At 72.9% G+C, this 22,780-nt stretch carries 17 protein-coding genes, 1 tRNA gene and 2 pseudogenes; 14 read left to right on the top strand and 6 right to left on the bottom strand.

What is annotated here, in order from left to right; all coding sequences use genetic code 11:
* Positions 1-122: 122 nt before the first annotated feature.
* Positions 123-920 carry a nuclease-related domain-containing protein gene (locus ACWDYJ_RS08495; protein ID WP_451564725.1) on the top strand — a complete coding sequence of 266 codons (798 nt, stop codon included), beginning with the start codon at positions 123-125 and terminating at the stop codon, positions 918-920.
* A gap of 19 nt (positions 921-939) precedes the next feature.
* On the opposite strand, the gene ku is transcribed toward ACWDYJ_RS08495, so the two are convergent.
* Complete coding sequence (ku, locus tag ACWDYJ_RS08490; protein WP_451564724.1) at positions 940-2,043, bottom strand: non-homologous end joining protein Ku; 1,104 nt, start codon at positions 2,041-2,043, stop codon at positions 940-942.
* 31 nt (positions 2,044-2,074) lie between these two features.
* Here ku and ligD point away from each other — a divergent pair, with 31 nt between their 5' ends.
* Together ligD and ACWDYJ_RS08480 are read left to right on the top strand one after the other, a co-directional pair.
* On the top strand, positions 2,075-2,959 hold the full coding sequence (gene ligD / locus ACWDYJ_RS08485) for a non-homologous end-joining DNA ligase (RefSeq protein WP_451564723.1): 885 nt from the start codon (positions 2,075-2,077) through the stop codon (positions 2,957-2,959).
* Positions 2,956-3,870, top strand: coding sequence for an ATP-dependent DNA ligase (locus tag ACWDYJ_RS08480; RefSeq protein WP_451564722.1), 915 nt, complete (start codon positions 2,956-2,958; stop codon positions 3,868-3,870). The genes ligD and ACWDYJ_RS08480 overlap by 4 nt, the downstream gene beginning before the upstream one ends.
* Before the next feature lie 63 nt (positions 3,871-3,933).
* Here ACWDYJ_RS08480 and ACWDYJ_RS08475 read toward each other — a convergent pair whose 3' ends face one another.
* Together ACWDYJ_RS08475 and ACWDYJ_RS08470 are read right to left on the bottom strand one after the other, a co-directional pair.
* Positions 3,934-4,314, bottom strand: a complete 381-nt coding sequence (locus ACWDYJ_RS08475; protein ID WP_451564721.1) for a DUF6479 family protein — start codon at positions 4,312-4,314, stop codon at positions 3,934-3,936.
* 82 nt (positions 4,315-4,396) lie between these two features.
* Positions 4,397-5,380 carry an XdhC family protein gene (locus ACWDYJ_RS08470; protein WP_451564720.1) on the bottom strand — a complete coding sequence of 328 codons (984 nt, stop codon included), beginning with the start codon at positions 5,378-5,380 and terminating at the stop codon, positions 4,397-4,399.
* A gap of 263 nt (positions 5,381-5,643) precedes the next feature.
* On the opposite strand from ACWDYJ_RS08470, the gene ACWDYJ_RS08465 reads away from it, so the two are divergent.
* Together ACWDYJ_RS08465 and ACWDYJ_RS08460 are read left to right on the top strand one after the other, a co-directional pair.
* A complete protein-coding gene (locus tag ACWDYJ_RS08465) occupies positions 5,644-6,921 on the top strand; it encodes an MFS transporter (RefSeq protein WP_451564719.1) in 1,278 nt (425 codons plus the stop codon).
* A 109-nt stretch (positions 6,922-7,030) separates the two neighbouring features.
* A pseudogene (locus ACWDYJ_RS08460) lies at positions 7,031-7,465 on the top strand (mechanosensitive ion channel family protein); the annotation flags it as partial.
* Between the two features lie 22 nt (positions 7,466-7,487).
* On the opposite strand, the gene ACWDYJ_RS08455 reads toward ACWDYJ_RS08460, so the two are convergent.
* Together ACWDYJ_RS08455 and ACWDYJ_RS08450 are read right to left on the bottom strand one after the other, a co-directional pair.
* Positions 7,488-7,826, bottom strand: a complete 339-nt coding sequence (locus ACWDYJ_RS08455) for a DUF6401 family natural product biosynthesis protein (protein ID WP_451564718.1) — start codon at positions 7,824-7,826, stop codon at positions 7,488-7,490.
* 96 nt (positions 7,827-7,922) lie between these two features.
* Positions 7,923-8,062: pseudogene (locus ACWDYJ_RS08450) on the bottom strand (DNA-binding protein); the annotation flags it as partial.
* 608 nt (positions 8,063-8,670) lie between these two features.
* Between ACWDYJ_RS08450 and ACWDYJ_RS08445 the strand changes: the two are divergent.
* From ACWDYJ_RS08445 to ACWDYJ_RS08430, 4 genes are read left to right on the top strand one after another with little or no spacing between them, the layout of a single operon-like run.
* Positions 8,671-10,233 carry a TIGR02677 family protein gene (locus tag ACWDYJ_RS08445; protein ID WP_451564717.1) on the top strand — a complete coding sequence of 521 codons (1,563 nt, stop codon included), beginning with the start codon at positions 8,671-8,673 and terminating at the stop codon, positions 10,231-10,233.
* On the top strand, positions 10,230-11,492 hold the full coding sequence (locus tag ACWDYJ_RS08440) for a TIGR02678 family protein (protein WP_451564716.1): 1,263 nt from the start codon (positions 10,230-10,232) through the stop codon (positions 11,490-11,492). Before ACWDYJ_RS08445 ends, ACWDYJ_RS08440 begins: the two co-directional genes overlap by 4 nt.
* Positions 11,489-15,640 (top strand): TIGR02680 family protein, encoded by a 4,152-nt coding sequence (locus ACWDYJ_RS08435; RefSeq protein WP_451564715.1) that lies wholly within the window; start codon positions 11,489-11,491, stop codon positions 15,638-15,640. Before ACWDYJ_RS08440 ends, ACWDYJ_RS08435 begins: the two co-directional genes overlap by 4 nt.
* A complete protein-coding gene (locus ACWDYJ_RS08430; RefSeq protein WP_451564714.1) occupies positions 15,637-16,962 on the top strand; it encodes a TIGR02679 family protein in 1,326 nt (441 codons plus the stop codon). Before ACWDYJ_RS08435 ends, ACWDYJ_RS08430 begins: the two co-directional genes overlap by 4 nt.
* Positions 16,963-17,054: 92 nt before the next feature.
* On the opposite strand, the gene ACWDYJ_RS08425 is transcribed toward ACWDYJ_RS08430, so the two are convergent.
* Positions 17,055-17,126 (bottom strand) — tRNA-Arg (locus tag ACWDYJ_RS08425).
* A gap of 105 nt (positions 17,127-17,231) precedes the next feature.
* On the opposite strand from ACWDYJ_RS08425, the gene ACWDYJ_RS08420 reads away from it, so the two are divergent.
* The 5 genes from ACWDYJ_RS08420 to thrC all read left to right on the top strand — a co-directional run bounded on the left by ACWDYJ_RS08420 (position 17,232) and on the right by thrC (position 22,695).
* A complete protein-coding gene (locus ACWDYJ_RS08420; RefSeq protein ID WP_451564713.1) occupies positions 17,232-17,705 on the top strand; it encodes a response regulator in 474 nt (157 codons plus the stop codon).
* 82 nt (positions 17,706-17,787) lie between these two features.
* Entirely contained in the window at positions 17,788-18,759 is a 972-nt protein-coding gene (gene nrtL / locus ACWDYJ_RS08415; RefSeq protein ID WP_451564712.1) for an ArgS-related anticodon-binding protein NrtL, read from the top strand.
* Positions 18,760-18,778: 19 nt separating this feature from the next.
* A complete protein-coding gene (gene lysA, locus ACWDYJ_RS08410; protein ID WP_451564711.1) occupies positions 18,779-20,170 on the top strand; it encodes a diaminopimelate decarboxylase in 1,392 nt (463 codons plus the stop codon).
* A gap of 158 nt (positions 20,171-20,328) precedes the next feature.
* A complete protein-coding gene (locus tag ACWDYJ_RS08405) occupies positions 20,329-21,618 on the top strand; it encodes a homoserine dehydrogenase (RefSeq protein ID WP_451564771.1) in 1,290 nt (429 codons plus the stop codon).
* 6 nt (positions 21,619-21,624) lie between these two features.
* Positions 21,625-22,695 carry a threonine synthase gene (gene thrC, locus ACWDYJ_RS08400; RefSeq protein ID WP_451564710.1) on the top strand — a complete coding sequence of 357 codons (1,071 nt, stop codon included), beginning with the start codon at positions 21,625-21,627 and terminating at the stop codon, positions 22,693-22,695.
* The last annotated feature ends 85 nt before the right edge of the window (positions 22,696-22,780 follow it).

Below are 22,780 nucleotides of genomic sequence, written 5' to 3'. Positions count from 1 at the left end.
ATACGCCGTACCGCGGCACCGCGGCACCGCGGCACCGCGGCACATCCGCAGCCATCACCCGTCGGCCGGGGGATTGCCGGGCAGCGCCCCGCCTGCTCCCATGGACGGCGGGGGTGAGGCCGATGCGGGAACTCTCGGTGACGCCGAGCGGCCGGGCGGGCCGCGGCCGGCTGTACGTCAGCGGGCCCGACGGCCGGGCGGTGGCCTGGTACGACCGCCTGACCAACCGGATCAGCGTGCTGGCGGACGACCGGCGGGGCGCGGTGCTGGCGGCATTGCGCCCGTACCTGACCGGGGACTGGACCATCGGCCCGCCCCCGGTCCCCACCCCGGCGGAGCTGCGCCGCCTCGCCCTCCCGCCGGACGACGACCTGGCCCCGAACCGCCCGGGAGAGGCCCTGCTGGGCGAACTGGACCACGGCTCACCCGGCACCCGGGCCCGCCACCGGCTGCGCCAGGCCCTCCAGGCGCAGCAGCGGATGGGCGCGGAGCTGGACGCGCTGGAGCCGGCGCAGTGGCGGGTCCTGCACTCCATCCGCCTCCCGGGGCTCGGCCTGTTGGACCACCTGCTCATCGGGCCGCCGGGCATCTTCTGCATCCGTACGGTCGCGGGCCGCCGTCAGCGTGCCCGGGTCGGCGACCTGCTGCTCACGGTCGGCCGGGCCGAGCCCCGCCCGGACCCCCGCTGGATCCGCCGCGCGGCGCTCTGCGCGGGCCGCGCCCTGAGCGCCCCGGTCGTCCCGGTCCTGGCCCTGGCCGACGCCTCCCGCGTCGAGGTGGCCGCGACCGTCCGCGACATCCGCGTCCTGCAGCCCCCGACGGCCGCCGCCGCGCTCACCACGGCCCCCGCCACCCTCAAACCCCCGGACGTGGAGGCCCTGTTCGGCCTCGCCCGCGCCCACCCGACCTGGTTCCCGTGACGCGTGACACCGGTCAGGGTCAGGCCGAGCTGCGCTTGCGCGGCGTGGCCTTCTTCGCCGCACCGGCCGCCGTCTTCTTCGCGGCGGCCGAAGTGGACTTGGTGGCACCGGCCTTGGCGGCACCGGCCTTGGCGCCCGCCTTGGCGGATGCCGACTCCGCCGTCGTCTTCTTCTTCGTACCCGAAGCCGCCTTCTTGGCCGACGCCGCGCTCGCGCCCGACGCCGTCGACTTCTTCCCGCCCACGGCCTTCGGCGCGGCGGCGGAAGCGGCGGCGGCCGTCTTCTTCGCGGCCCGCCGGATCGGCGTCACCTCCGCCTCCGGCGCCCCGGCGCCCCCGTCCTCCTCGCCGCGCGAGGCCTTGGCCGCCCGTACGCTCTTCTCCAGCGCCGCCATCAGGTCGATCACCTGCCCGGAGGGCTCCGCCGCCGGCTCCGTCGGCTCGTACGCCCCGCCCGCCTTGGCCGCGATCATCGCCTCCACGGCCTCGCGGTAGTCGTCGTGCAGTGACTCCATCTCCACCTCGCCCAGCGTCGCCATCAGCGCGTCGGCCAGGTCGAGTTCGGCTTCCCGTACGGATACGGACACCTCCGGCGCCACCCCTTCGGGCCTGCGGATCTCGTCCGGCCAGAGCAGCCCGTGCATCGCGATGACGTCGTCGACGACCCGCAGCATGCCCAGCCGCTCCCGCCCGCGCAGCGCGTACTTGGCGATCGCGACCCTCCGGCTGCGCTTGAGCGCCTCCCGCAGCAGCGTGTACGGCTTGGCGGCCGTGGCCCCGTTCGCCGCGAGGTAGTACGCCGCGTCCATCTGCAGCGGATCGATCTCGTCGGCCGGTACGAACGACACGATCTCGATCGTCCTGGCCGTGGGCAGCGGCAAGGAGGCCAGATCCTGATCCGTGATCGGGATGATCGACCCGTCCGCCTCCTCATAGCCCTTGCCGATCTCGGAGGCCGGCACCTCCTCGCCGTCCAGCTCGCACACCTTGCGGTAGCGGACGCGGCCGCCGTCGCTCACATGGATCTGACGGAAGGAGATCGAGTGGCTCTCGGTGGCGTTCACCAACTTGATCGGGATGCTGACCAAGCCGAAGGAGATGGCCCCGTTCCAAATGGATCGCACGGTTCCTCCTGTTTCGTGGCAGTCTCATCGTATGACGCCGATCACGATGGTGGAGGGGCGTCGCATCGCGCTCACCAACCTGGACAAGGTCCTGTATCCGCGGACGGGCTTCACCAAGGGCGAGGTGCTGCACTACTACGCCACCGTCTCGGGCTCCCTCCTCGCACACATCCACAACCGGCCCGTCTCCTTCCTGCGCTACCCGGACGGCCCGGACGGCCAGCTGTTCTTCACCAAGAACCCGCCGCCCGGTACGCCCGACTGGGTGAAGACCGCCCGCGTGCCCCGCACCGAGGACGAGCGGGCCGAACAGGTGATCGTCGCCGACATGCCCACCCTCATGTGGGCCGCCAACCTCGTCGTGGAGTTCCACACCCCCCAGTGGACCGCCGAGAACCCCGCCGTCGCCGACCGGATCGTCTTCGACCTCGACCCCGGCGAGCCCGCCACCGTCGTCGAGTGCTGCGCCGCCGCCCTCTGGCTGCGCGAGCGCCTCTCCGCCGACGGCCTGCACGCCTACGCCAAGACCTCCGGCTCCAAGGGCATGCACCTGGCCGTCCCGCTGGAGCCGACCCCGTCCGAGCGCGTGTCGGCGTACGCGAAGACCCTCGCCCAGGAGGCCGAGCGCGCGCTCCCCGACCTCGTGGTCCACCGGATGGCCAAGGCGCTGCGCCCCGGCAAGGTCTTCGTCGACCACAGCCAGAACGCCGCCGCCAAGACCACCGCCGCGCCCTACACCCTGCGCGCCCGAGCCCTGCCGACCGTGTCCGCGCCCGTCTCCTGGGGCGAGGTCGACGCCTGCCGGACCGCCTCCGACCTGGTGTTCCTCGCCGACGACATCCCGCCCCGGCTGGCCCGCGACGGCGACCTCCTCGCCCCGCTGACCCAGCCCGACCGGGCCGGGAGGCTGCCGTGAGCGGCGCGCTCGGGTTTCCGGTGCGGGTCGCGCTCGCCGCGACCGTACGGAGCCTGCCGCACGAGGCGGGCCTGGCGTACGAACCGAAGTTCGACGGCCACCGCCTCGTCGTCCTGCGCACGGAGGCCGACGTGGTGCTCCAGGCGCGCTCCGGCCGCATCGTGACCAGCGCGTTCCCCGATCTCGCGGCGGCGGCCCAGCAGTTGCCCGCCGAGACCGTCCTGGACGGGGAGGTCGTCGTCTGGCACGCCGGGCGCACCGACTTCGCGCTGGTCCAGCGCCGGGCGGCGGCCACCCCGGCCCGGGCCGCGGTCCTCGCGCAGAGCCTGCCGGCCTCGTACGCGGCCTTCGACGTGCTGGAACTGGCCGGGCTCGACGTGCGCGAGCGCCCGTACGAAAGGCGCCGGGCGCTCCTGGTGGACTTGCTGCTGCCGCTCGGCCCGCCCCTCCAGCCCGTGCCCATGACCACCGACCGGGAACTGGCCGAGACCTGGTACGAGACGCTGCCCGCCAGCGGCATCGAGGGCCTGGTCGTCAAACGACTGGACCAGCCCTACCCGGCCGGCCGGCGCGGCTGGCGCAAGCTGCGCCACACCAACGTCCGGGACGCGGCGGTGGTCGGCTACACCGGCACCCCGCGCCGCCCGCTGGCGCTCGTACTGGTCCTGCCGGGGGAGGACGAGGAGGCGCCGCTGGTGTCGAGCCCGCTGTCGGCCGCCGTACGTACGCAACTGGCGGCGACCGTGGCCGCCCGCGGCCGGACCGCCCCCGCCCGCCTGGCCACCGTCACGGCGGTCGGGGTCGGGGAGATGCCCTTCCACCCGCTGGACCCCCCGCTGGCGGCGGAGGTCCGCGCCACCTCGACGCGCCACCCACCGCCGGAGGTACTCCGCCTGCGGACGGACGTCTGACCCGCGCCTCGGCGCGGGTCAGCGGCTTTTCGCGTCAGGCGGGCTTCCGAGGGCGGTGCGCGGTCATTCGTGCGCCCCGCGGCCCGTCTCCGGCGGCGCCCCGGGCTGGGGGTGTGCCACGGGGCCGCCCTCCACGGGCTTGTGCCCCGATTCCCGCCGCTCGCGGACCTCGTCCGGATGGCTGGAGGTGGTGGAGCCGAAGTTCCCGTAGCCCTGCATCTCGTGCGGGCGCAGGCCGCCCTCGGGGATCTCCACCGGATCCCGTTCCTCGCGCAGCTCGTACACCGGACCGCCGTCCGGCAGGTGGGGCTGGCTCTCCGGGGTGGGCGGCGGTGGTTCCTTGGCCCGGACCTTCTGGCCCAGCCGGAAGGCGCCGAGGAGGAAGCCGACGACAATCAGCCCGACGAGCAGGAACCACACGATGTCGGTCAGGATCGTGTTCATACGTACTATTTTCCCGTATTTTTGCGCTTTTCACCTGCCCGGCGCCAGAATCCTCCTCCTGCCCCGCGCGGAGCCGCTCATGTCACCTCAGCGGGCCGTCCGAGTCCCGCAGCCCGTGCGCGTCCCGCCCCCCGAGGACCCCCAGGATCTCGGCGCAGATGGCCAGCGCCGTCTCCGCCGGGGTCTTGGCGCCGAGATCGAGGCCGATCGGCCCGTGCACCCGGCCCAGTTCCGCCTCCGGAACCCCGGCCGCGACCAGCCCCTCGCGGCGCCGCGCCGTGGTCCGCCGTGACCCGAGCGCCCCCACGTACGGGATCCCGAGCGCGAGCGCCGTGCGCAGCGTGGGCACGTCGAAGTCCGGCTCGTGGCTGAGCAGCACCAGGCAGGCGGCGTCCCGGTGATCGGTGAGCACCTTGCGGGCGTCGGCCGCGGTGTCCACGGTGACCGACTCCCATCCCAGCAGCGCGGCCTGCCGCCCGACGACCTCCGCGAGCTCGCCGGTCCCGCCGATCACCACGTGGGGCGCCGACGGGTACGCCTCCACCAGCACCACCCCGGATCCCCCGTACAGCGCGTCCCGCCCGGGCCGCCGCGTCTCCAGCAGCTCACCGGCCCGCCGCCCGGCATCGTCGACGGGCGTACCGTCACCCCGTACGACCTGACTCACCGCGCTGTCGGCGCTCTCGTTCAGCCGGGTCACCAACGCCACCCCGGCCCCGGTCGCGAGCAGCTCCCACCACTCGGCCGGGATGGCCGCCAGCGGCTGGAGCAGCACCTCGGCCTGCCCGCCGCACGTCAACCGGGCATCCTCGGCCTCCGCCCGCCGCACGGACACCTCGCACACCCGCGCGCCCTGCCCGGCGGCGGCCATGGCCCCCGCCTCCGCGACGAGTTCGGCATCGAAGACCCCGCGGTACAGGGCCCCGACGCACTCTCCCAGCGCGTCCACGAGCACCGCCCCGGCGGGATCCCGCGGCCCGAACCCCTGCTCCGTCACGGGCCGGGCCAGAAACCCGGCCCGCCCCTCGGCGACCCACTGCCGCGCCGTCTCCGCCAGCTCACGCATCCCTTTGCCCCATCCTCTTGCGCGCCGTCTCCGCAAAGCACCTGGTCAAGGGCGCAATGCGGCCTCGCCAACCACCCTACGCAGGCCCCCACCCGCACCCCACCCCCCAAATCCCACAGACCCGCCCCCACCCCCTCGTACGGACCACCCGAACGCGCACCCGTGGCCGCCCGGCTCGCGGCGGCCACCTGACCCCACGGAGAATCGAGCGGTCGGAGCGACGATGTCCCGGGCCATGGCGTGGAAAGGGACCCGACCGAACCGTGAAACCACCGAAGACGACAGCGAAGACGACAGAGAAGACCGGTCGACGCCGCACCTTCCAATCCCTGTCGGTGCGCAACTTCCGGCTGTTCGTCCTCGGCCAGCTCCTGTCCGTCACCTGTACCTGGATGATGGTCATCGCGCAGGACTGGCTGGTCCTTGAGCTGTCGGGGAACTCCGGCACGGCCCTCGGCGTGGTCACGGCGATGCAGTTCACGCCCGTCCTGCTGCTGACCCTGTACGGGGGCCGGCTGGCCGACCGCTACGACAAGCGGCGCATCCTGATGCTCGCCAACCTCGCGTCGGGGGTCCTCGCACTGGCCCTCGGGCTGTGGGTGCTCATGGGGGACGTGCGGCTGTGGCACATCTGGCTGTTCGCGCTCGCCCTCGGCACGGTCAACTCGGTCGAGGCGCCCACCCGCATCTCCTTCGTGAGCGAGATGGTGGGCAGCGAACTCCTGCCGAACGCCTCCGCGATGAGCGCGGCGTACTTCAACGTCGCACGCGTGATCGGGCCGGCGATCGCGGGCTTCCTCATCGCCCGCCTCGACGTCGCGGCCGTGATCCTGATCAACGGCGTCAGCTACCTCGCCACCGTGGTCAGCGTCGTGCTGATGCGCCCGTCGGAACTTCACCGCCCGGCCGTGCGCCCCCACCGGGCGCGGGTCGTGGACGGACTGCGCTACATCGGCCGGCGCCCCGACCTCATACTGCCGCTGGCGCTCGTCGGCGTACTCGGCCTCGTCGGCTTCAACTTCCAGCTCACGCTGCCGCTGCTGGCCAAGACGGAGTTCCACACCGACTACACCGCCTTCGGCCTGCTGAGCAGCTCCCTGGCGGCCGGCTCCCTGCTGGCGGCCTTCGTGACCACCGCCCGCCGCGGCCGCCCGACCGCCCTCGTCGTCACGGGCTCGGCCTTGGCTTTCGGAGCCCTGGAAGCCGTCACGGGCCTCGCTCCGACCCTCCCGGTGGCCTGCCTCCTCCTGGGCCTGACCGGCTTCGCGATGATGTACTTCGCCCAGGCCTCGAACCACCGCGTCCAACTCGGCTCGGACCCCCAGTACCGCGGCCGCGTGATGGCCTTCTACACCCTGATCTTCCAGGGCACGACCCCCTTGGGCGCCCTCGTCACCGGCTCGCTCTCCGACCACTGGGGCCCGCGCTGGGCCCTCGCGGCAGGCGGCCTCATCTCCCTCACGGCAGCGGCCCTGGCCCTCGTCTTCCTCCCGCGCCTCACACGCGCCCGTTCCACTCCTTCGGCGCAGCCCGGGCGCTGACCGCAGGCGCGTTCAGGAGGGGTGTAGTTACGTCGGAAGTCCAGGCCCTGGACGTCCGGCCCCTCCCGAACGGAGTGATGGCCCGATGTCGCAGCCCCCCGCCCTCTCGGTGGCCATGGCCATCGCCCGCGCGGTCCGCGACATCGTCATGGGCGCGCTCGGCCAGATGTCGTACGGCAAGACGGTCACCACGGCGGCCTGGGCGTTCATCGTGGCCCTCGGAGTGATCGCGGCCCTGAGCCAGGCGGGCATCGCCACCTCGGTCACCGGTCCGGTGCTCACGGCGGTCCTCGCGACGATCGCCGGCGTGGTGATCGTCGGCGTCGGCGGCGGCCTGATCACCCCGATGCGCGGCCGCTCGGAGCGCTGGCTCGCGGCCGCCGAGATGGAGACGGGCCGTGCGAAGGACCAGATCACCGCGTACCAGCGGGGCCGCGAGGACGCGAAGCGCGGCATGCCGGCCCCCCAGGAACGCATGGACCAGGGCCGCGGCGACCAGGACCTGGGCCGCGGCCCGGGCCCGGAGCCCGTCGACCCGATGTGACGGTGTCGGCGGCTCGCGGAGGTCACGACCCCAGCAGATCGTGCTCCCGGATCAGCCAGCAGACCGCCGTCAGCCGCAGCGTCGCGTAGTCGTATCCGACCGGTTCCACCCAGTCCGCTTCCGACAGCCAGTCGGTGAAGCCGAGGACGTAGTCCGACAGATCCTCGCGCCGCACCGCACGGCCCTGCGGCCCCCGCTGGCCAGGGATCAGCACGTCACAGACCGCCGCCGCATGCTGGTCCACGGCAGCCACGAGCCCCGGCACGAAGGAGAACTCGGAGAGCCGGGGCATGTACGAGGACACGACACCAACCAGCGGACAGCCGGCCGGCGCCCCATCGGATTCGGGCGAAAAGTCCATCCCCCCAGGCTAAACGCCCACTACCCGCCCCAGCCCGTGACCTTGGTCGCAGGCCGGTCACCTGCTCGTGGCCAGGCAGGATGTGCGCGCTCTGTGTCAGATCTTGATGACGGTGATGAGGCCGCCGCACAACGCGGAGAGGTCTTCCGGGTCGGAGGTGAGCACGGTGACGGGACCGGTGAGTCGAGGGCGGTAGCGCTGAGCATGGGGTCGATGGCGTACTTGTGGCCGTGAAGGCGCACCGCCGGCCCCGTTTGCGCCGAAACCCGCGGAAAGCTCATCAGCAGGTACGGGCCGAACTCCTGCGCTTGGCACCTCGGTCGCGCGTACGCGCCTGGCGGGCCCGAACCAACTCCTCGCTGGACTCCACGCCGACGAGCACGCTGTGACCGGCCCGGACACGCCGCTTGACCAGCGCGAACAACTGCTCCCTCGTCGTGCCTACCGTTCCGGCGAGCAATGACGGGCGCCCAGCCTGGCGTGGCAAGACCCACTGAACGGCTGGTGAAATGGCTCGGCACACTGCATCAGGAGCGGCTCTCTGCCTGCTGGAGGGACGGAACCTGGCCAGCGCCGGCGAGTATCGGCGGATCACCACGCTTCGTGAGTCGAGGTGGCGGACCGCAGTGGCGGCGGTGGTTCGGGGATCCTCCGGCTACTGTCGGTTTCTGCCATGAGGGGGAGGGTGAACGCATCCTCGACCTGGCGCCGACTCGGAGCGTTGTCGGTGCGTGCGCACAGCTCGGTCGCGATTCCACGGGGGTCATGGTCGTGATCGGTATGAATCGGTCAAGTACTGACGACCCTGGCCGAGGCGGGTACGGGTCGGGGAGAATAGGCGGCGATGGTCACCACGCCCCCCGGGTCGGAATCCCCAGCGGACCGGTACAGCCCCTTCGCGCACCTCACCGTGCAGAACACCGCCCTCTACCGGCAGGTGATGCGAGCCTTTCTCGCCGCCAAGGAGCGGTTCGCGGTGCATCTGCGGCCCGAGGATGTGTATGCCGTCCTGCCCGCGGAAGTTCGGCCGGCTGACGTCGATGGTGTGGTCGGGGCGCTCGACAGCCTCGTCAAGTGGGGGAATCTGCGCGCCGACCCGGACACCGCACGGGTGACGGCCGTCGAGGACTTCTACCGCAAGCGGTTCATCTACCAGCTCACCCGGGCGGGGGAGGCGGCCGAAGAGGCGCTTTCCGTCTACGACGAGGCGCTCGGGCGGCGCGGGGCGCTGCAGGCGGTCGCGCTGCACGACATCGTCACCCAGCTGCGGGTCTTGATCGTCCTCGCGGCCGAGGAACGGCCCGACCCGGCCAAGACGCACCTCGCCCTCGACGCGCTGGCCAGCCGTTTTGCCGCCCTCGCCGACAACGCCCGCGCCTTCATGGGGTCCCTGCAGCGCACCATCGACCTGCACGACGTCGACGAGGAGGTCTTCCTCGCCTACAAGGACCAGCTCATCCAGTACCTGGAGAGGTTCATCCAGGACCTGATCACCCTGGGCGGGCGCATCGCCCGGCTGATCCTTGAGCTGGAAGACGATGGCCGGATTCAGCCCCTGCTACGGGCCGCCGCCGCCCGCGAGGCCGCGGACGCCTCCCCGCAGGAGGCGGCGCACGCCGAGCAGGCGGCGTACGAGGGGTGGGCGGGCCGCTGGGCCGGGCTCGCGGCCTGGTTCATCAGCCGCGACGGGCGGGAGTCGCAGGCCCGGCTCCTGCGCGGCCGGGCGCTCGGCGCGATTCCCCAGCTGCTGGCCGTCGTACGGTCGCTGAACGAACGACGGGCCGGCCGCTCCGACCGCTCCGCCGACTTCCGTACCCTCGCCCGCTGGTTCGCCGAGGCCCCAGACGACGACTCCCGGCACCGGCTGTGGCGTACCGCCTTCGGGCTGTATCCGGCCCGCCACCTCACCATCGACGCCGACACGCTCGCCGCCCGCGCCGCCCGACCGGTACCCGCCGCCACCCCCTGGGCCGATGCCGAGCCGCTGCGCATCAGCCCGCAGCTGCGCCGCACCGGCAGCTACGAGCGGCGCGGCAAGCCCCGCAGGGTCGAGGACCGCCAGGAGGCACGCCGACAGCTCGCGGAGGTGGCGGCCAAGCAGGCCGCCGAGACCTCGGCCGCGCGGGCCCGGCTCGTCACCGGCGGAATCACCCGGCTCTCCGGACTCCGCGAGCTCGATCCGCTCGCCTTCGGGCTCTTCCTCCAGCTCCTCGGCGACGCGCTCGCCACCTGGAGGCCGGGCATGAAGCACACCGTGGCCACCAGCAACGACGGCTCCATGGAGATCCGACTCGTCGCGATGGCCGACGGGTCCACCGCCGAGATCCGGACGCCGGGTGGCACCTTCCGCGGCCCTGATCATGCCGTCGAGATCATCGACCTGACCGAGGGAAGCGACCGGCCATGAGTACTCCGCTCGCCGAAGTGCTGGATGGTCAGCACGCCGCCGATCTGCGCAAGGCGGCCCGCGCCCTGCTGAAGCAGCCGTTGCTGCTCGCGCGCGGCGCGCACGCCGACGAGTTCCGGCTCGTCCGCCGCCACGCCTCCGAACTGCGCGAGTGGTTCGACCGCAACACCGGCTGGTCCCTCCATGTCGGCGCGGGGACGGCCCGGCTGGGCAAGATCCCCGGTGTCCTCACCGACACCACCCACCCTGCCCGCGAAGCCAGCCGCACGGCCGCGCCCTTCACCCGCCGCCGCTACGTCCTGCTCTGCCTCGCCCTCGCCGCCCTCGAACGCGGCGAGGCGCAGATCGCCCTCGGCCGCCTCGCCGACCAGGTCGTCCTCGACGCCGCCGACCCCCACCTGGCGGCCGCGGGAATCCACTTCACCCTCGACCGCCGCGACGAACGCCTCGACCTGGCCGCCGTCGTACGGCTGCTGCTGAGCCTCGGCGTCCTGCGACGGGTCGCCGGAGACGAGGAGGCGTACGTCAGCGGGGCGGGCGACGTGCTGTACGACGTCGAGCGACGGGTACTGGCCGGGCTGCTCGCCACCCGCCGCGGGCCGTCCACGGTCCGCTCCGAAGCGCTGGACGACCGTCTCGCCGAGCTCGTCGCCGAGACCGCCCTCGACAGCGACGAACTGCGGTTCCGCGCCATGCGCCGCTCCCTGACCCGTCGCCTCCTCGACGACCCGGTGCTCTACTACGACGAACTGACCGACGCGGAACTGGGCTACCTCACCCGCCAGCGCGGCTTCCTCACCGCCCGCATCACCGAACTCACCGGGATGGTCGCGGAGGTCCGCGCCGAGGGCATCGCGATGGTCGATCCCGATGACGACCTCACCGACGTCCGCATGCCCGAACAGGGCACCCACGGCCACGTCACCCTGCTGCTCGCCGAGCATCTCGCGGCAGCGGGCGGGGGCGGGGGCGTCGTCAGTACCGAAGACCTGGAGCGGCGGGTGCGCGAACTCGCCGCCGAACACGGCGGGTTCTGGGCCAAGTCGGCCCGGGAGCCGGGCGCGGAAGGCGAGCTCGTCGCGCAGGCCGTGACCCGGCTCGCCGCTCTCGGGCTCGTCGCCCGCACCGGCGGCGACGTTGCCGGGGTGGCGCCCCGCCCCGCCCTCGCCCGGTACGCCGTCGGCGAGGCCGTCGTACTCGAACCCCGTACTGATCGCACGGGCCACGTGCCTGCGCAGCGAAAGGCGAACCAGCGTTGACTGCCGGCCCTGTCCTCCCCGCTCCCACCCGAGCCCGCTGGCAGCCCCTGCGTATCGGTCTCGTCGACCTCTTCCACTACGACGTGGAGGAGTTCCACTTCCGTGACGGCCGTCTCCTGCTCCGCGGCAACAACGGCACCGGCAAGTCCAAAGTGCTGGCCCTGACCCTGCCCTTCCTCCTCGACGGCGACCTCAGCGCCCGCCGCGTCGAACCCGACGGCGACCCGGGCAAGCGGATGGAGTGGAATCTGCTCCTCGGCGGCGAGCACCCACACTCCGAGCGGCTCGGCTACACCTGGGTCGAATTCGGCCGGCGTGACGAGGCCACCGGCGAAGAGCACTTCCGTACGCTCCTCTGCGGCCTCAAGGCCGTCAGCGGACGAGGCATCGCCCGCCACTGGTACGCGGTGACCGCCCAGCGCGTCGACCACACCCCGAACGGGCAGTCGGCCGACCCGCTCCGCCTGCTCGACGCCACCGGCACCGCCCTCTCCCGGGACCGCCTCGCCGAGGCCATCGCCGGGGAGGGCATGGTGTACGACCAGGCCAAGGCCTACCGGCGGGCCGTCGACGAGGCACTGTTCGGGCTCGGCGAGCAGCGCTACGGCGCCCTCGTGGACCTGCTGATCCAGCTCCGCCAGCCCCAGCTGTCCAAGCGCCCCAACGAGGCCGCCCTCTCCCGGGCCCTCACCGAGGCCCTGCCGCCCATGGACCAGGCCGTCATCGCCGATGTGGCCGAGGCCTTCCGCTCGCTCGACGAGGAGAAGGAGGAGCTGCGGGCGGCCTCCGTGGCCGAGCGCGCCGCCTCCGCCTTCCTGGAGCACTACCGGCGCTACGCCCGCATCGCCTCCCGCCGCCGCGCCCGCCTCCCGCGCACCGAGCACTCCCGCTACGAGCACCTCCAGCGCGACCTCGCCGACGCGCAGGCTCACAAGACCGCGGCCGAGGAGGAGCGGGCCGCGGCCGAGGAGTGGAGCGCCGCGCTGGAAGAGACCGAGACGCGGTTGCGGGCGCAGGACGAGGCCCTCCGCGAGGGTCCCGAGATGCGCAGCGCCCACGAGCTGGAGCGGGCGGCCAAGGCGGTGGAGCGCACGGCGCACGCCCAGGACCGCGCGCTGGCCGACCGCGAGCAGGCGGCGCTCCTGCACACGCGGGCACTGAGCAGGCTCGGCGCCGCGGAGAACAGGCTCCGCACCGCCCGGGACCAGGCCGAGAACACCTTCCGCCAGGCGCGGGAGACGGCGGCGGCTGCCCGCCTGGGCCTGCCCGAGGACACCGGCCTGCCGGATACCGAACTCCGGCGGGCCGCGGAGGAGTCGGTGGACCGTGGCCGCCGCTCCCTCTCCCATCTGGAACGGCTCGCGGACCAGGCCGAGCGCGCGGAGGGGGAGCGCCACGCGGCCTCCCGTCGCCTCGACGAGGCAGAGGCCGACCTGGCCCATGCCGCCGAGGCGGAGAGCAGGGCGCAGGAGGGTGTGACGGAGGCGGGCCAGAGCCTGCTGAATGCCGTACGGGAACACGCTCGCGGCTGCGCGGAGCTGTCGTACGCCGATCCGGTGGGCCTGCTCGACGAGATCCAGGAATGGACGCGGCACCTCGACGGCCCCTACCCGGCACGTCGGGAGGCCTCGCGCACCCACCGTGCCGCATCGGGAGTGCTCGCCGACCAGGCGGCCGAAGCGGCACACCGGCGGGCCGCGCTGGCTGCCCGTACCCACCAGGCGGAACGCGAGATGGCCGAACTGGAGGCCGGCGGCCGGCAGGGCCCGCCGAGCCCCTACACGCGCACCCCGGCAGTGCGCGAGGGGATGCCGGGCGCACCGCTGTGGCGGCTGGTCGACTTCACGGGCGTGCCCACTGTCGGTGAGCTCACCGACGGTGAGCGCGCCGGGCTGGAAGCCGCCCTGGAGGCATCCGGGCTGCTCGACGCCTGGGTCCGGCCCGACGGCGCCGCCCTCGCCGCCGACGGACACGACGTACTGCTCGACCCGCGCACCGGACCGGTCGTCGCCGGCCCGTCACTTGCCGACCTGCTCCGGCCTGCCGTCGATCACGAGGACGCCCAGGCCGCCGCTGTGGGCGAGGAGACCGTGGCGCGCATCCTCGCCTCGATCGGACTCCGCGCGCCGGACGGCGAAGGGCCCGGCGGCACATGGGTGGCATCGGACGGGCGCTATCGTGTCGGCGCACTCACCGGCCGGTGGGCCAAAGCCGCCGCCGAGTACATCGGTGAGGGCGCACGGGAAGCCGCGCGGCGCACGCGCATCGCCACCCTGAACGCCGAGCTCGCCCTCCTCCAGCAGGAATCGGCATCAGTCGAGGGGGAGGCCGAGGCCGTGGCGGCCCGCCGCCGTACGCTCGACGCCGAACTGGCCCGCGTACCCGACGAAGCCCCGCTGACGCAGGCGCACGCCCGCGCGGTGGTCGCTGCCGATGCCGCGCGGCGGGCCCGTATCCGGTGCGAGGAACGGGCCGCCGATCTCGCCGCCGCGGCCGAGCAGGCTCAGCAGGCCGCCGCCGAACACGCCGAGACGGCCGCCGACCTGGGCCTGCCCGCCGACCCGGCCGCGCTGGCCCTCGTACGGGAGGCTCACAGCGAGCTCGCCGTCGTACTGGCCACCCTGTGGCCCGCGCTGCGGGAGCGTGCCGAGGCGGCTCGCCAGGCCGATGAGGAACAAGAGGAAGCCGCGCGGGCCGGGGCGAGGACCGCCGAACTCGCCCTGCGTGCGGAGGAAGCCTCCCGCGAGGCGGCCGCCGCGGACGAACGCCACACCACACTGCGCTCGACCGTCGGCGCGGCCGTCGCCGAACTGGAGCGCCGCCTCGCCGAGACCGCCGCCGCCCTGCGCACCTGCGCCTCGGACCAGCAGCTCGCCCGCAGTCGCCACACGGAGGCGGAAAGGTCGGCCGGCAAGGCCGAGGGCCGGATCGAGCAACTGGCGGAAAGCATCACCGAGGCGGTCGCCGCCCGCACCGAGGCCATCGCCGCCCTCCAGCGATTCACGACCACCGGCCTGATCACAGTCGCGGTTCCGGGACTTCCCGTACCGGCCTCGGACGACGGCCCCTGGGCGGCCACGCCCGCCATCACCTTCGCCCGCGCCCTCGAATCCGAACTGTCGACGACGGACGACTCCGACGCCGCCTGGGAACGCGTCCAGCGGCGCCTGAGCGAGGAGCTGAAGACCCTCCAGGACGCCCTGTCCCGGCACGGCCACACGGCCTCGGCCCGCATGGTCGAGGACGGCATGGTCGTCGACATCGTCTACCAGGGCCGGGAGCGCGCCGTACCCGAGCTCGCGGAGGCGCTCGCCGTGGAGGTCGGCGACCTCACCCGCATCCTGTCCGTGCACGAACGCGAGATCCTCGAAACCCATCTGATCACCGAGGTCGCGGGCACCCTCCAAGAGCTGATAGGCATCGCCGAGCGGCAGGTGCGGGCCATGAACGCCGAGCTGGAGGAGCGCCCCACCTCCACCGGTATGACACTGCGCCTGGTGTGGCGGGCCTCCCGCAAGGCCCCGTCCGGACTGGCGCAGGCCCGCGAACGCCTGCGCCAGTCCGCCGACGCCTGGACCGCCGAGGACCGCGCGGCGGTCGGCGGGTTCCTGCAGACCGAGATCGCCCGGCAGCAGACCGGGGACGAGGCGGGCAGCTGGCACGAACACCTCACCGCCGCCCTCGACTACCGCTCCTGGCACGAGTTCGGCGTCGAACGCCACCAGCACGGCCGCTGGGTCCCGGCCACCGGGCCGGCCTCGGGCGGCGAGCGGGTCCTCGCGATGTCGGTGCCGCTGTTCGCCGCCGCCTCCTCGCACTACGCGAGCGCCGGCAGCCCGTACGCACCCCGCCTGGTCACCCTTGACGAGGCGTTCGCGGGCGTGGACGACGACTCCCGCGCCAAATGCCTCGGCCTGCTGCACGCCTTCGACCTGGACGTGGTGATGACCAGCGAACGGGAGTGGGCCTGCTACCCGCAGGTCCCGGGCATCGCCATCGCACAGTTGTCGCGCATCGACGAGGTGGCGGCGGTGCTCGTCACCCGCTGGGAGTGGGACGGGACCACACGTGCGCGCCGTGACGACCCGGTACGCGGGCAGGTCCAGGAGCCGGAGGGGACAGCGGCCCGGGAGCCCGAGTGGACATGACCGGCGGCCCCATGACCGGCGCCTCCACGACCGGCGCCTCCACGACCGAGGACCCCACGACCGGCGACTCGATCGACCGGACACGCCTGCACCGGCTCCTGGGCACTGCGGAGCTGGCCTGGCTGATGGAGCGCATACATCGGCGCCTGGTGAACGAACAGCCCCTCACCGGAACGGTCTCGCTGGCCGCACCCACCCCGGCCCAGCGCGCGGCGGCCGAACGCCTGCTGGGCCGGGCCCCGGGCGGCGGCCGGTCCCTGACCGTACGGCTCGACGCGGTGGACGACGTACTGCGCCGCTCCGGGATCAGCCCCGGCGGCCTCGCCGCCGCCTGCATCGCGCTGACGGGCCCCGCCACCTCCGCCGGCCAGGCCCGGCTCCAGGAGGAAGCGGCGTGGAAGGAGGCGTACACCCCGCTCGACGAGCTCGGTCGCGACGTCCCCTGCCTCAGCGACTGGGCCGCCCGGCTGAGTACGGACGGACTCGTGCGCCGTCTTACCGGTACCCCCGGGGCAGCCCACACCGTGCTCACCGGGGTTGTCGCCGTACTGCGGGAACTCCCGGCCGACCCGGCGGTGTCCCTTCCCGCTTTCGCCGCCCGCGTGGTGGGCGGGGCCCATGCCCTGGACGACGGGGCGCCCCTGGCCACCCTCGCCCTGTCCGGTATCCGCGCACTCACCGGATTCCCCGACGGCAACGGAGCCGAGTGGAGGCGCGCCGCCTGGGCATCGGCAGGTCTGCTGCGCGACGACCTGTCGTCGACCGTCCTCACCCTGAACTTGCGCGGCACCCCGGCCTTGGACTGGATGGCCGCCACGGGCGAACCCTGCGTCCTGACCCTGCGCCAGCTCACACACAGGCCACCCGCAACGGTCACGCCGGTCGTACGTGTCTGCGAGAACCCGACCGTTCTGGCGGCGGCGGCCGACACCCTCGGCCCCCACTGTCCGCCGCTCGTCTGCCTGCAGGGCCAGCCGTCCGCCGCCGCAGTCGCGCTCCTGCGCCACTTGCACGGCTCGGGAGCGACCCTGCTGTACCACGGCGACTTCGACTGGGGCGGACTGCGCATCGCGACCGCACTGCTGCGGCGCGTCCCCTGGCGCCCCTGGCGCTACACGGCAGCGGACTACCGTGCGGCGGCCACCACGGGCCGCCACCCCCAACCCCTGTCGGGTCCGCCGGCCGAAGCCCCCTGGGACCCGGAGCTGCCTCCGGCCCTCGCTGAACTGGGCATACGTGTCGAGGAGGAGAGCGTCCTCGACGCGCTGTTGGGAGACCTCGCGACGGGGCCCCGACGCCCCCACGGCCCTTCCGGCACATAGGCCGCGCAGCACGTCACGCGGCAGCACATACGCGAAGACCCCGTTCTCAGCGAACTCGCTGATGGCGGGGTCTTTGGGCACTTCCTGCGAAGTGCCCCCGGCAGGATTCGAACCTGCGCACACGGCTCCGGAGGCCGTTGCTCTATCCCCTGAGCTACGGGGGCGTGTCGTCCGCTTGCGGCGACGGGTTGAACACTACCAGCTTCCCCGGGGTGATCAGGAACCGTTTTGGGGTCGCGGAGGGGGTCGGTCGCCCGGAGGGGGTGGAAGTGGCAAAAACCCGGACGCGGGGGCCCGGGCGGACCTACTCTCGAGTCGTGCCAGGCGCCTCGGGCCGGGTGCTTGTTGTCGACGACAACAAGGTCATCCGGCAGCTGATCAGGGTCAATCTCGAGCTGGAGGGCTTCGAGGTCGTGACCGCGAACGATGGTGTCGAGTGCCTGGACGTCGTGCACCGCGTGTGCCCCGATGTCATCACGCTCGACGTGGTCATGCCCCGGCTGGACGGGTTCGGGACCGCCGCGCAGTTGCGGGCCGATCCGCGGACGCGGGACGTGCCGGTGGCCATCGTCAGTGCGTGCGTGCAGTACGAGGTGGAGGCCGGGATCGTGGCCGGGGTGGATGCCTTCGTGGCCAAGCCCTTCGAGCCCGCCGAGCTGGTGCGCGTCGTACGGCGGCTCGTGGAGCGCAAGGACCGGCGTGACGGGCGGAGAGGGGCCCCCGCCGGCAGGGGGAGAGGGTGACGGCGTGCAGCCTTCGTAAGGCCGCTGTTCACATGGCGAAACCCAGGACATAGGGAGAGGGCTTCTCCCCTAGGCTGGTCCCGTGACCCCCGCCGACCTCACCCGTACCGTCGTACGCGCCGTGCGCCGTGCCGTCGAGGACGGGGAGCTGCCGGCCGGCACGGTCGTGCCGGAGCGGGTCGTCGTCGAGCGGACCCGGCCGGGTGGGGTGGGGGAGTACGCCACCCCCGTCGCGTTCCAGCTGGCCAAGGCCGGGGGCGCGAGACCCCTCGATGTGGCGCGGCTGCTCGCCGGGCGACTGGAGCGGGCACCCGGGATCCGCCGGGTGGAGATCACCGGCGCGGGGTTCCTGAACTTCGCGATGGACGGCCGCGGCGCCGCCGGGCTCGTCGGGGACATTCGCGCGCGCGGCCTGCGGTACGGGTACGCCGCCGACGCCGTCGAGGTGGAGCCGTTCTGCTGGGCACCCGGCGCCGAGATCCGCATGCGCGCCGTGTACGAGGCGACCGTGCGGCTCGTGCGCAGCCAGGGCGACGGCGTCGGGCCCGGCACCCTCGCCGTCGCCCCGGTCGCCAGGCGCGACGGCGACGTCGTGGCCCGGTACGGGGCGGACGCCGCCGCCTGGGCGATGCTCACCGTGCCCGCGCGGGAGACGCCCCACTTCTCCGCCGGGCTCCTCGTACAGGACGAGTCCAGCGAGTTCTTCCGCGTGCGCTACGCCCATGCGCGAAGTCGGGCGTTGCGGAGGAACGGCGCTGAGCTCGGGGTGCGGGGCGAGGTCGGGGATCTGGACGACGGCCCGCTGCCGCGCGCCCTCGCCGATCATCCCCTCGTCCTCGAAGCCGCCGCGCACCACCGGGCGCCCGAGCGGCTCACCCGGCACCTCGTCGCCGTCGCCGACGCGCTGCTCGACTTCCAGTACCACGTCCTGCCCAAGGGCGACGAGAAACCCTCGGCCGCCCACCGCGCCCGGCTGGCTCTCGCCGAAGCCGCCGGGACGGTGCTGGCCGGTGGCCTGGCCCTGCTCGGCGTAGACGCCCCCGACTTCCTGTGATCCGCGAAGAGAGATTCCGATGAGCCGTTCCGCGCACCCCGCCGGACCCCGCCACGCCGATGTCATGCCCGAGGGCCACTACGCCCCGCCGGCCGCCGACCTGAACGTGCTGCACGAGAACGTGTGGGCCCGGACCGTCGAGCGCGGCGACGACGGCGTCATGCGCGTCGGCGGCATCGAAGTGACCCGGCTCGCCGAGGAGTTCGGGACCCCCGCGTACTTCATGGACGAAGAGGACTTCCGGACGCGCTGCCGGGCCTGGGCGCACGCCTTCGGCAAGGACGCCGACGTGTTCTACGCAGGGAAGGCGTTCCTCTCCAAGGCCGTCGTGAAGTGGCTCAAGGAGGAGGGCCTGAACCTCGACGTGTGCTCCGGCGGAGAGCTGGCCACCGCCCTCGCCGCCGGGATGCCCGCCTCGCGGATCGCCTTCCACGGCAACAACAAGTCCGAGGGCGAGATCCGCCGCGCCATAGGGGCAGGCGTCGGGCGCATCGTCCTCGACTCCTTCCAGGAGATCGCCCGCGTGGCGCACATCGCCCGCGAGCTGGGCGTACGACAGCCCGTGCAGATCCGCGTCACCGTCGGCGTCGAGGCGCACACCCACGAGTTCATCGCCACGGCACACGAGGACCAGAAGTTCGGCATCGCGGTAGCGGACGGGCTCGCCGCCGAGGCCGTACGGCGGGCCCTCGGCCATGACTCGCTGGAGCTGCTCGGCCTGCACTCCCACATCGGATCGCAGATCTTCGACATGGCCGGCTTCGAGATCTCCGCGAAGCGCGTCGTGCGGCTGCTGGCCGCCGTACGGGACGAGCACGGGGTCGAGCTCCCCGAGATCGACCTCGGCGGCGGCCTCGGCATCGCCTACACGCCCGCCGACGACCCCCGTGAGCCGCACGAGATCGCCAAGTCGCTGACCGAGATCGTCGCCCGCGAGTGCGAGGCGGCCGGGCTGCGCGCCCCCCGGATCTCCGTCGAGCCCGGACGGGCCATCGTCGGCCCCACCGCCTTCACCCTCTACGAGGTCGGCACCATCAAGCCGCTCGAAGGCCTGCGGACCTACGTGAGCGTCGACGGCGGGATGTCCGACAACATCCGCACCGCCCTCTACGACGCGGAGTACTCCATCGCGCTCGTCTCGCGCGTCTCCGACGCCGAGCCCATGCTCGTCCGCGTCGTCGGCAAGCACTGCGAGAGTGGTGACATCGTGGTGAAGGACGCGTTCCTGCCCGCAGACCTGGCGCCGGGTGACCTCGTCGCGGTGCCGGCCACCGGGGCGTACTGCCGCTCCATGGCCAGCAACTACAACCACGCGCTCCGCCCGCCCGTCGTCGCCGTGCGCGACGGGCAGGCCCGGGTGATCGTCCGGCGCGAGACGGAGGAAGATCTCCTGCGTCTCGACCTCGGGTGACGCCCATGTTCCGGGGCCGGGCCCCGGGACCTTGAAATCAGGTGTCTCACTCAATGGACCGAGGATGGAAACTGCTGTCCATTGAGTGAGACTGGTTCAACCTGACGTGCAAACCGCGCGCCGGGGAGCGAAGAAAGACGAAAGGCGTAGGTCGAATGATGCGTACGCGTCCGCTGAAGGTGGCGCTGCTGGGCTGTGGAGTGGTCGGCTCAGAGGTGGCCCGCATCATGACGACGCACGCCGACGACCTCACGGCCCGGATCGGCGCGCCCGTCGAGCTCGCCGGTGTCGCCGTGCGCCGCCCGTCCAAGGTCCGCGAGGGCATCGACCCGGCTCTGATCACCACCGATGCGACCGCCCTCCTCAAACGCGGCGACATCGACGTGGTCATCGAGGTCATCGGCGGGATCGAGCCCGCTCGTACGCTGATCACCACCGCCTTCGAGAACGGCGCCTCCGTCGTCTCCGCCAACAAGGCGCTGCTGGCCCAGGACGGCGCCGCACTGCACGCCGCGGCCGAGCAGCACGGGCTGGACCTGTACTACGAGGCAGCCGTCGCCGGCGCCATCCCGCTGGTCCGCCCGATGCGCGAGTCCCTCGCCGGCGACAAGATCAACCGGGTCATGGGCATCGTCAACGGCACGACGAACTTCATCCTCGACAAGATGGACTCGACCGGCGCCGGCTACCAGGAGGCCCTCGACGAGGCCACCGCCCTCGGGTACGCCGAAGCCGACCCCACCGCCGATGTCGAGGGCTACGACGCCGCCGCCAAGGCCGCGATCCTGGCCGGCATCGCCTTCCACACCCGGGTCCGCCTCGACGACGTCTACCGCGAGGGCATGACCGAGGTCAGCGCCTCCGACTTCGCCTCCGCCAAGCGGATGGGCTGCACCATCAAGCTCCTCGCGATCCTGGAGCGCGCCGCCGACGGCCAGTCCGTCACCGCCCGCGTGCACCCCGCGATGATCCCGCTCACGCACCCGCTCGCCTCCGTCCGCGAGGCGTACAACGCCGTCTTCGTCGAGGCGGAGGCCGCCGGGCGGCTCATGTTCTACGGGCCCGGCGCGGGCGGTTCGCCGACCGCGTCCGCGGTCCTCGGCGACCTCGTCGCCGTCTGCCGCAACAAGCTCGCCGAGGCAACGGGGCCGGGCGAGTCGGCGTACACCCAGCTGCCGGTCAGTGCCATGGGCGAAGTCGTCACCCGCTACCACATCAGCCTCGATGTGGCCGACAAGCCGGGCGTCCTCGCCCAGGTGGCGACGACCTTCGCGGAGCACGGAGTGTCGATCGACACCGTCCGCCAGAAGGGAAAGGACGGCGAGGCCTCCCTCGTCGTCGTCACCCACCGCGCACTCGACGCCGCCCTTTCCGGGACCGTCGAGGCGCTGCGGAAGCTGGACACCGTCCGCGGTGTCGCCAGCATCATGCGTGTTGAAGGGGAGTAAGGACCCATGAGCAGCAATCGCACCCACCAGTGGCGCGGCATCATCGAGGAGTACCGGGACCGCCTGCCGGTGACGGACACGACTCCGGTGGTCACGCTCCGCGAGGGTGGTACTCCCCTCGTCCCCGCCCAGGTGCTCTCCGAGCGCACCGGCTGTGAGGTCCACCTCAAGGTGGAGGGCGCCAACCCCACCGGGTCCTTCAAGGACCGCGGCATGACCATGGCGATCACCAAGGCCAAGGAGGACGGCGCCAAGGCCGTCATCTGCGCCTCCACGGGCAACACCTCGGCGTCCGCCGCCGCGTACGCCGTGCGCGCCGGAATGGTCAGCGCCGTCCTCGTGCCGCGCGGCAAGATCGCGCTCGGCAAGATGGGCCAGGCGCTGGTGCACGGCGCCAAGATCCTGCAGGTCGACGGCAACTTCGACGACTGCCTGGACCTGGCGCGCGCGCTGTCCGACAACTACCCGGTGGCGCTCGTCAATTCCGTCAACCCGGTGCGCATCGAGGGCCAGAAGACGGCCGCGTTCGAGATCGTCGACGCGCTCGGCGACGCACCCGACATCCACGTGCTGCCCGTCGGGAACGCCGGCAACATCACCGCGTACTGGAAGGGCTTCAAGGAGTACAAGGCCGACGGCCTGGCCTCCCGTACGCCCCGTGTGTGGGGTTTCCAGGCCTCGGGCTCCGCGCCCATCGTGCGCGGCGAGATCGTCAAGGAGCCGCACACCATCGCCACCGCGATCCGCATCGGCAACCCGGCCTCCTGGGAGTACGCCCTGGCCGCGCGGGACGAGTCGGGCGGCTTCATCGACGAGGTGACGGACCGACAGATCCTGTCCGCCTACCGGCTGTTGGCCGCGCAGGAGGGCGTCTTCGTCGAGCCCGCCTCGGCCGCGTCCGTGGCCGGTCTGCTGAAGGCCGCGGAGCTGGGCCTGGTCGACCCCGGCCAGACGATCGTATGCACCGTCACCGGCAACGGCCTGAAGGACCCCGACTGGGCGGTCGCCGGCGCCCCGCAGCCGGTCACCATTCCGGTGGACGCGGAGGCCGCGGCCATCCGCCTCGGCCTGATCTGACCCGGCCCGGACCGATCCCGGCCCGAGCCCCGTCCCGCCGCCTCGTTGCCGGATTCCGGAAACCTCCGGAATCCGGCAACTCGGC

This window comes from Streptomyces sp. NPDC003042, from assembly GCF_053591315.1.
Note: the sequence above shows the minus strand (reverse complement) of the source record. Positions and strands in the feature narration are given on the sequence as shown.

Excerpts from the sequence above, each read along its gene's own strand:
- ACWDYJ_RS08475 (WP_451564721.1), bottom strand. The coding sequence starts at position 4,314 with ATGAACACGATCCTGACCGACATCGTGTGGTTCCTGCTCGTCGGGCTG.
- ACWDYJ_RS08495 (WP_451564725.1), top strand. The coding sequence starts at position 123 with ATGCGGGAACTCTCGGTGACGCCGAGCGGCCGGGCGGGCCGCGGCCGG.
- ACWDYJ_RS08455 (WP_451564718.1), bottom strand. The coding sequence starts at position 7,826 with ATGGACTTTTCGCCCGAATCCGATGGGGCGCCGGCCGGCTGTCCGCTG.
- ACWDYJ_RS08470 (WP_451564720.1), bottom strand. The coding sequence starts at position 5,380 with ATGCGTGAGCTGGCGGAGACGGCGCGGCAGTGGGTCGCCGAGGGGCGG.
- ACWDYJ_RS08405 (WP_451564771.1), top strand. The coding sequence starts at position 20,329 with ATGCGTACGCGTCCGCTGAAGGTGGCGCTGCTGGGCTGTGGAGTGGTC.
- lysA (WP_451564711.1), top strand. The coding sequence starts at position 18,779 with ATGAGCCGTTCCGCGCACCCCGCCGGACCCCGCCACGCCGATGTCATG.
- ACWDYJ_RS08430 (WP_451564714.1), top strand. The coding sequence starts at position 15,637 with ATGACCGGCGGCCCCATGACCGGCGCCTCCACGACCGGCGCCTCCACG.
- ACWDYJ_RS08440 (WP_451564716.1), top strand. The coding sequence starts at position 10,230 with ATGAGTACTCCGCTCGCCGAAGTGCTGGATGGTCAGCACGCCGCCGAT.
- thrC (WP_451564710.1), top strand. The coding sequence starts at position 21,625 with ATGAGCAGCAATCGCACCCACCAGTGGCGCGGCATCATCGAGGAGTAC.
- ACWDYJ_RS08445 (WP_451564717.1), top strand. The coding sequence starts at position 8,671 with ATGGTCACCACGCCCCCCGGGTCGGAATCCCCAGCGGACCGGTACAGC.
- ligD (WP_451564723.1), top strand. The coding sequence starts at position 2,075 with ATGACGCCGATCACGATGGTGGAGGGGCGTCGCATCGCGCTCACCAAC.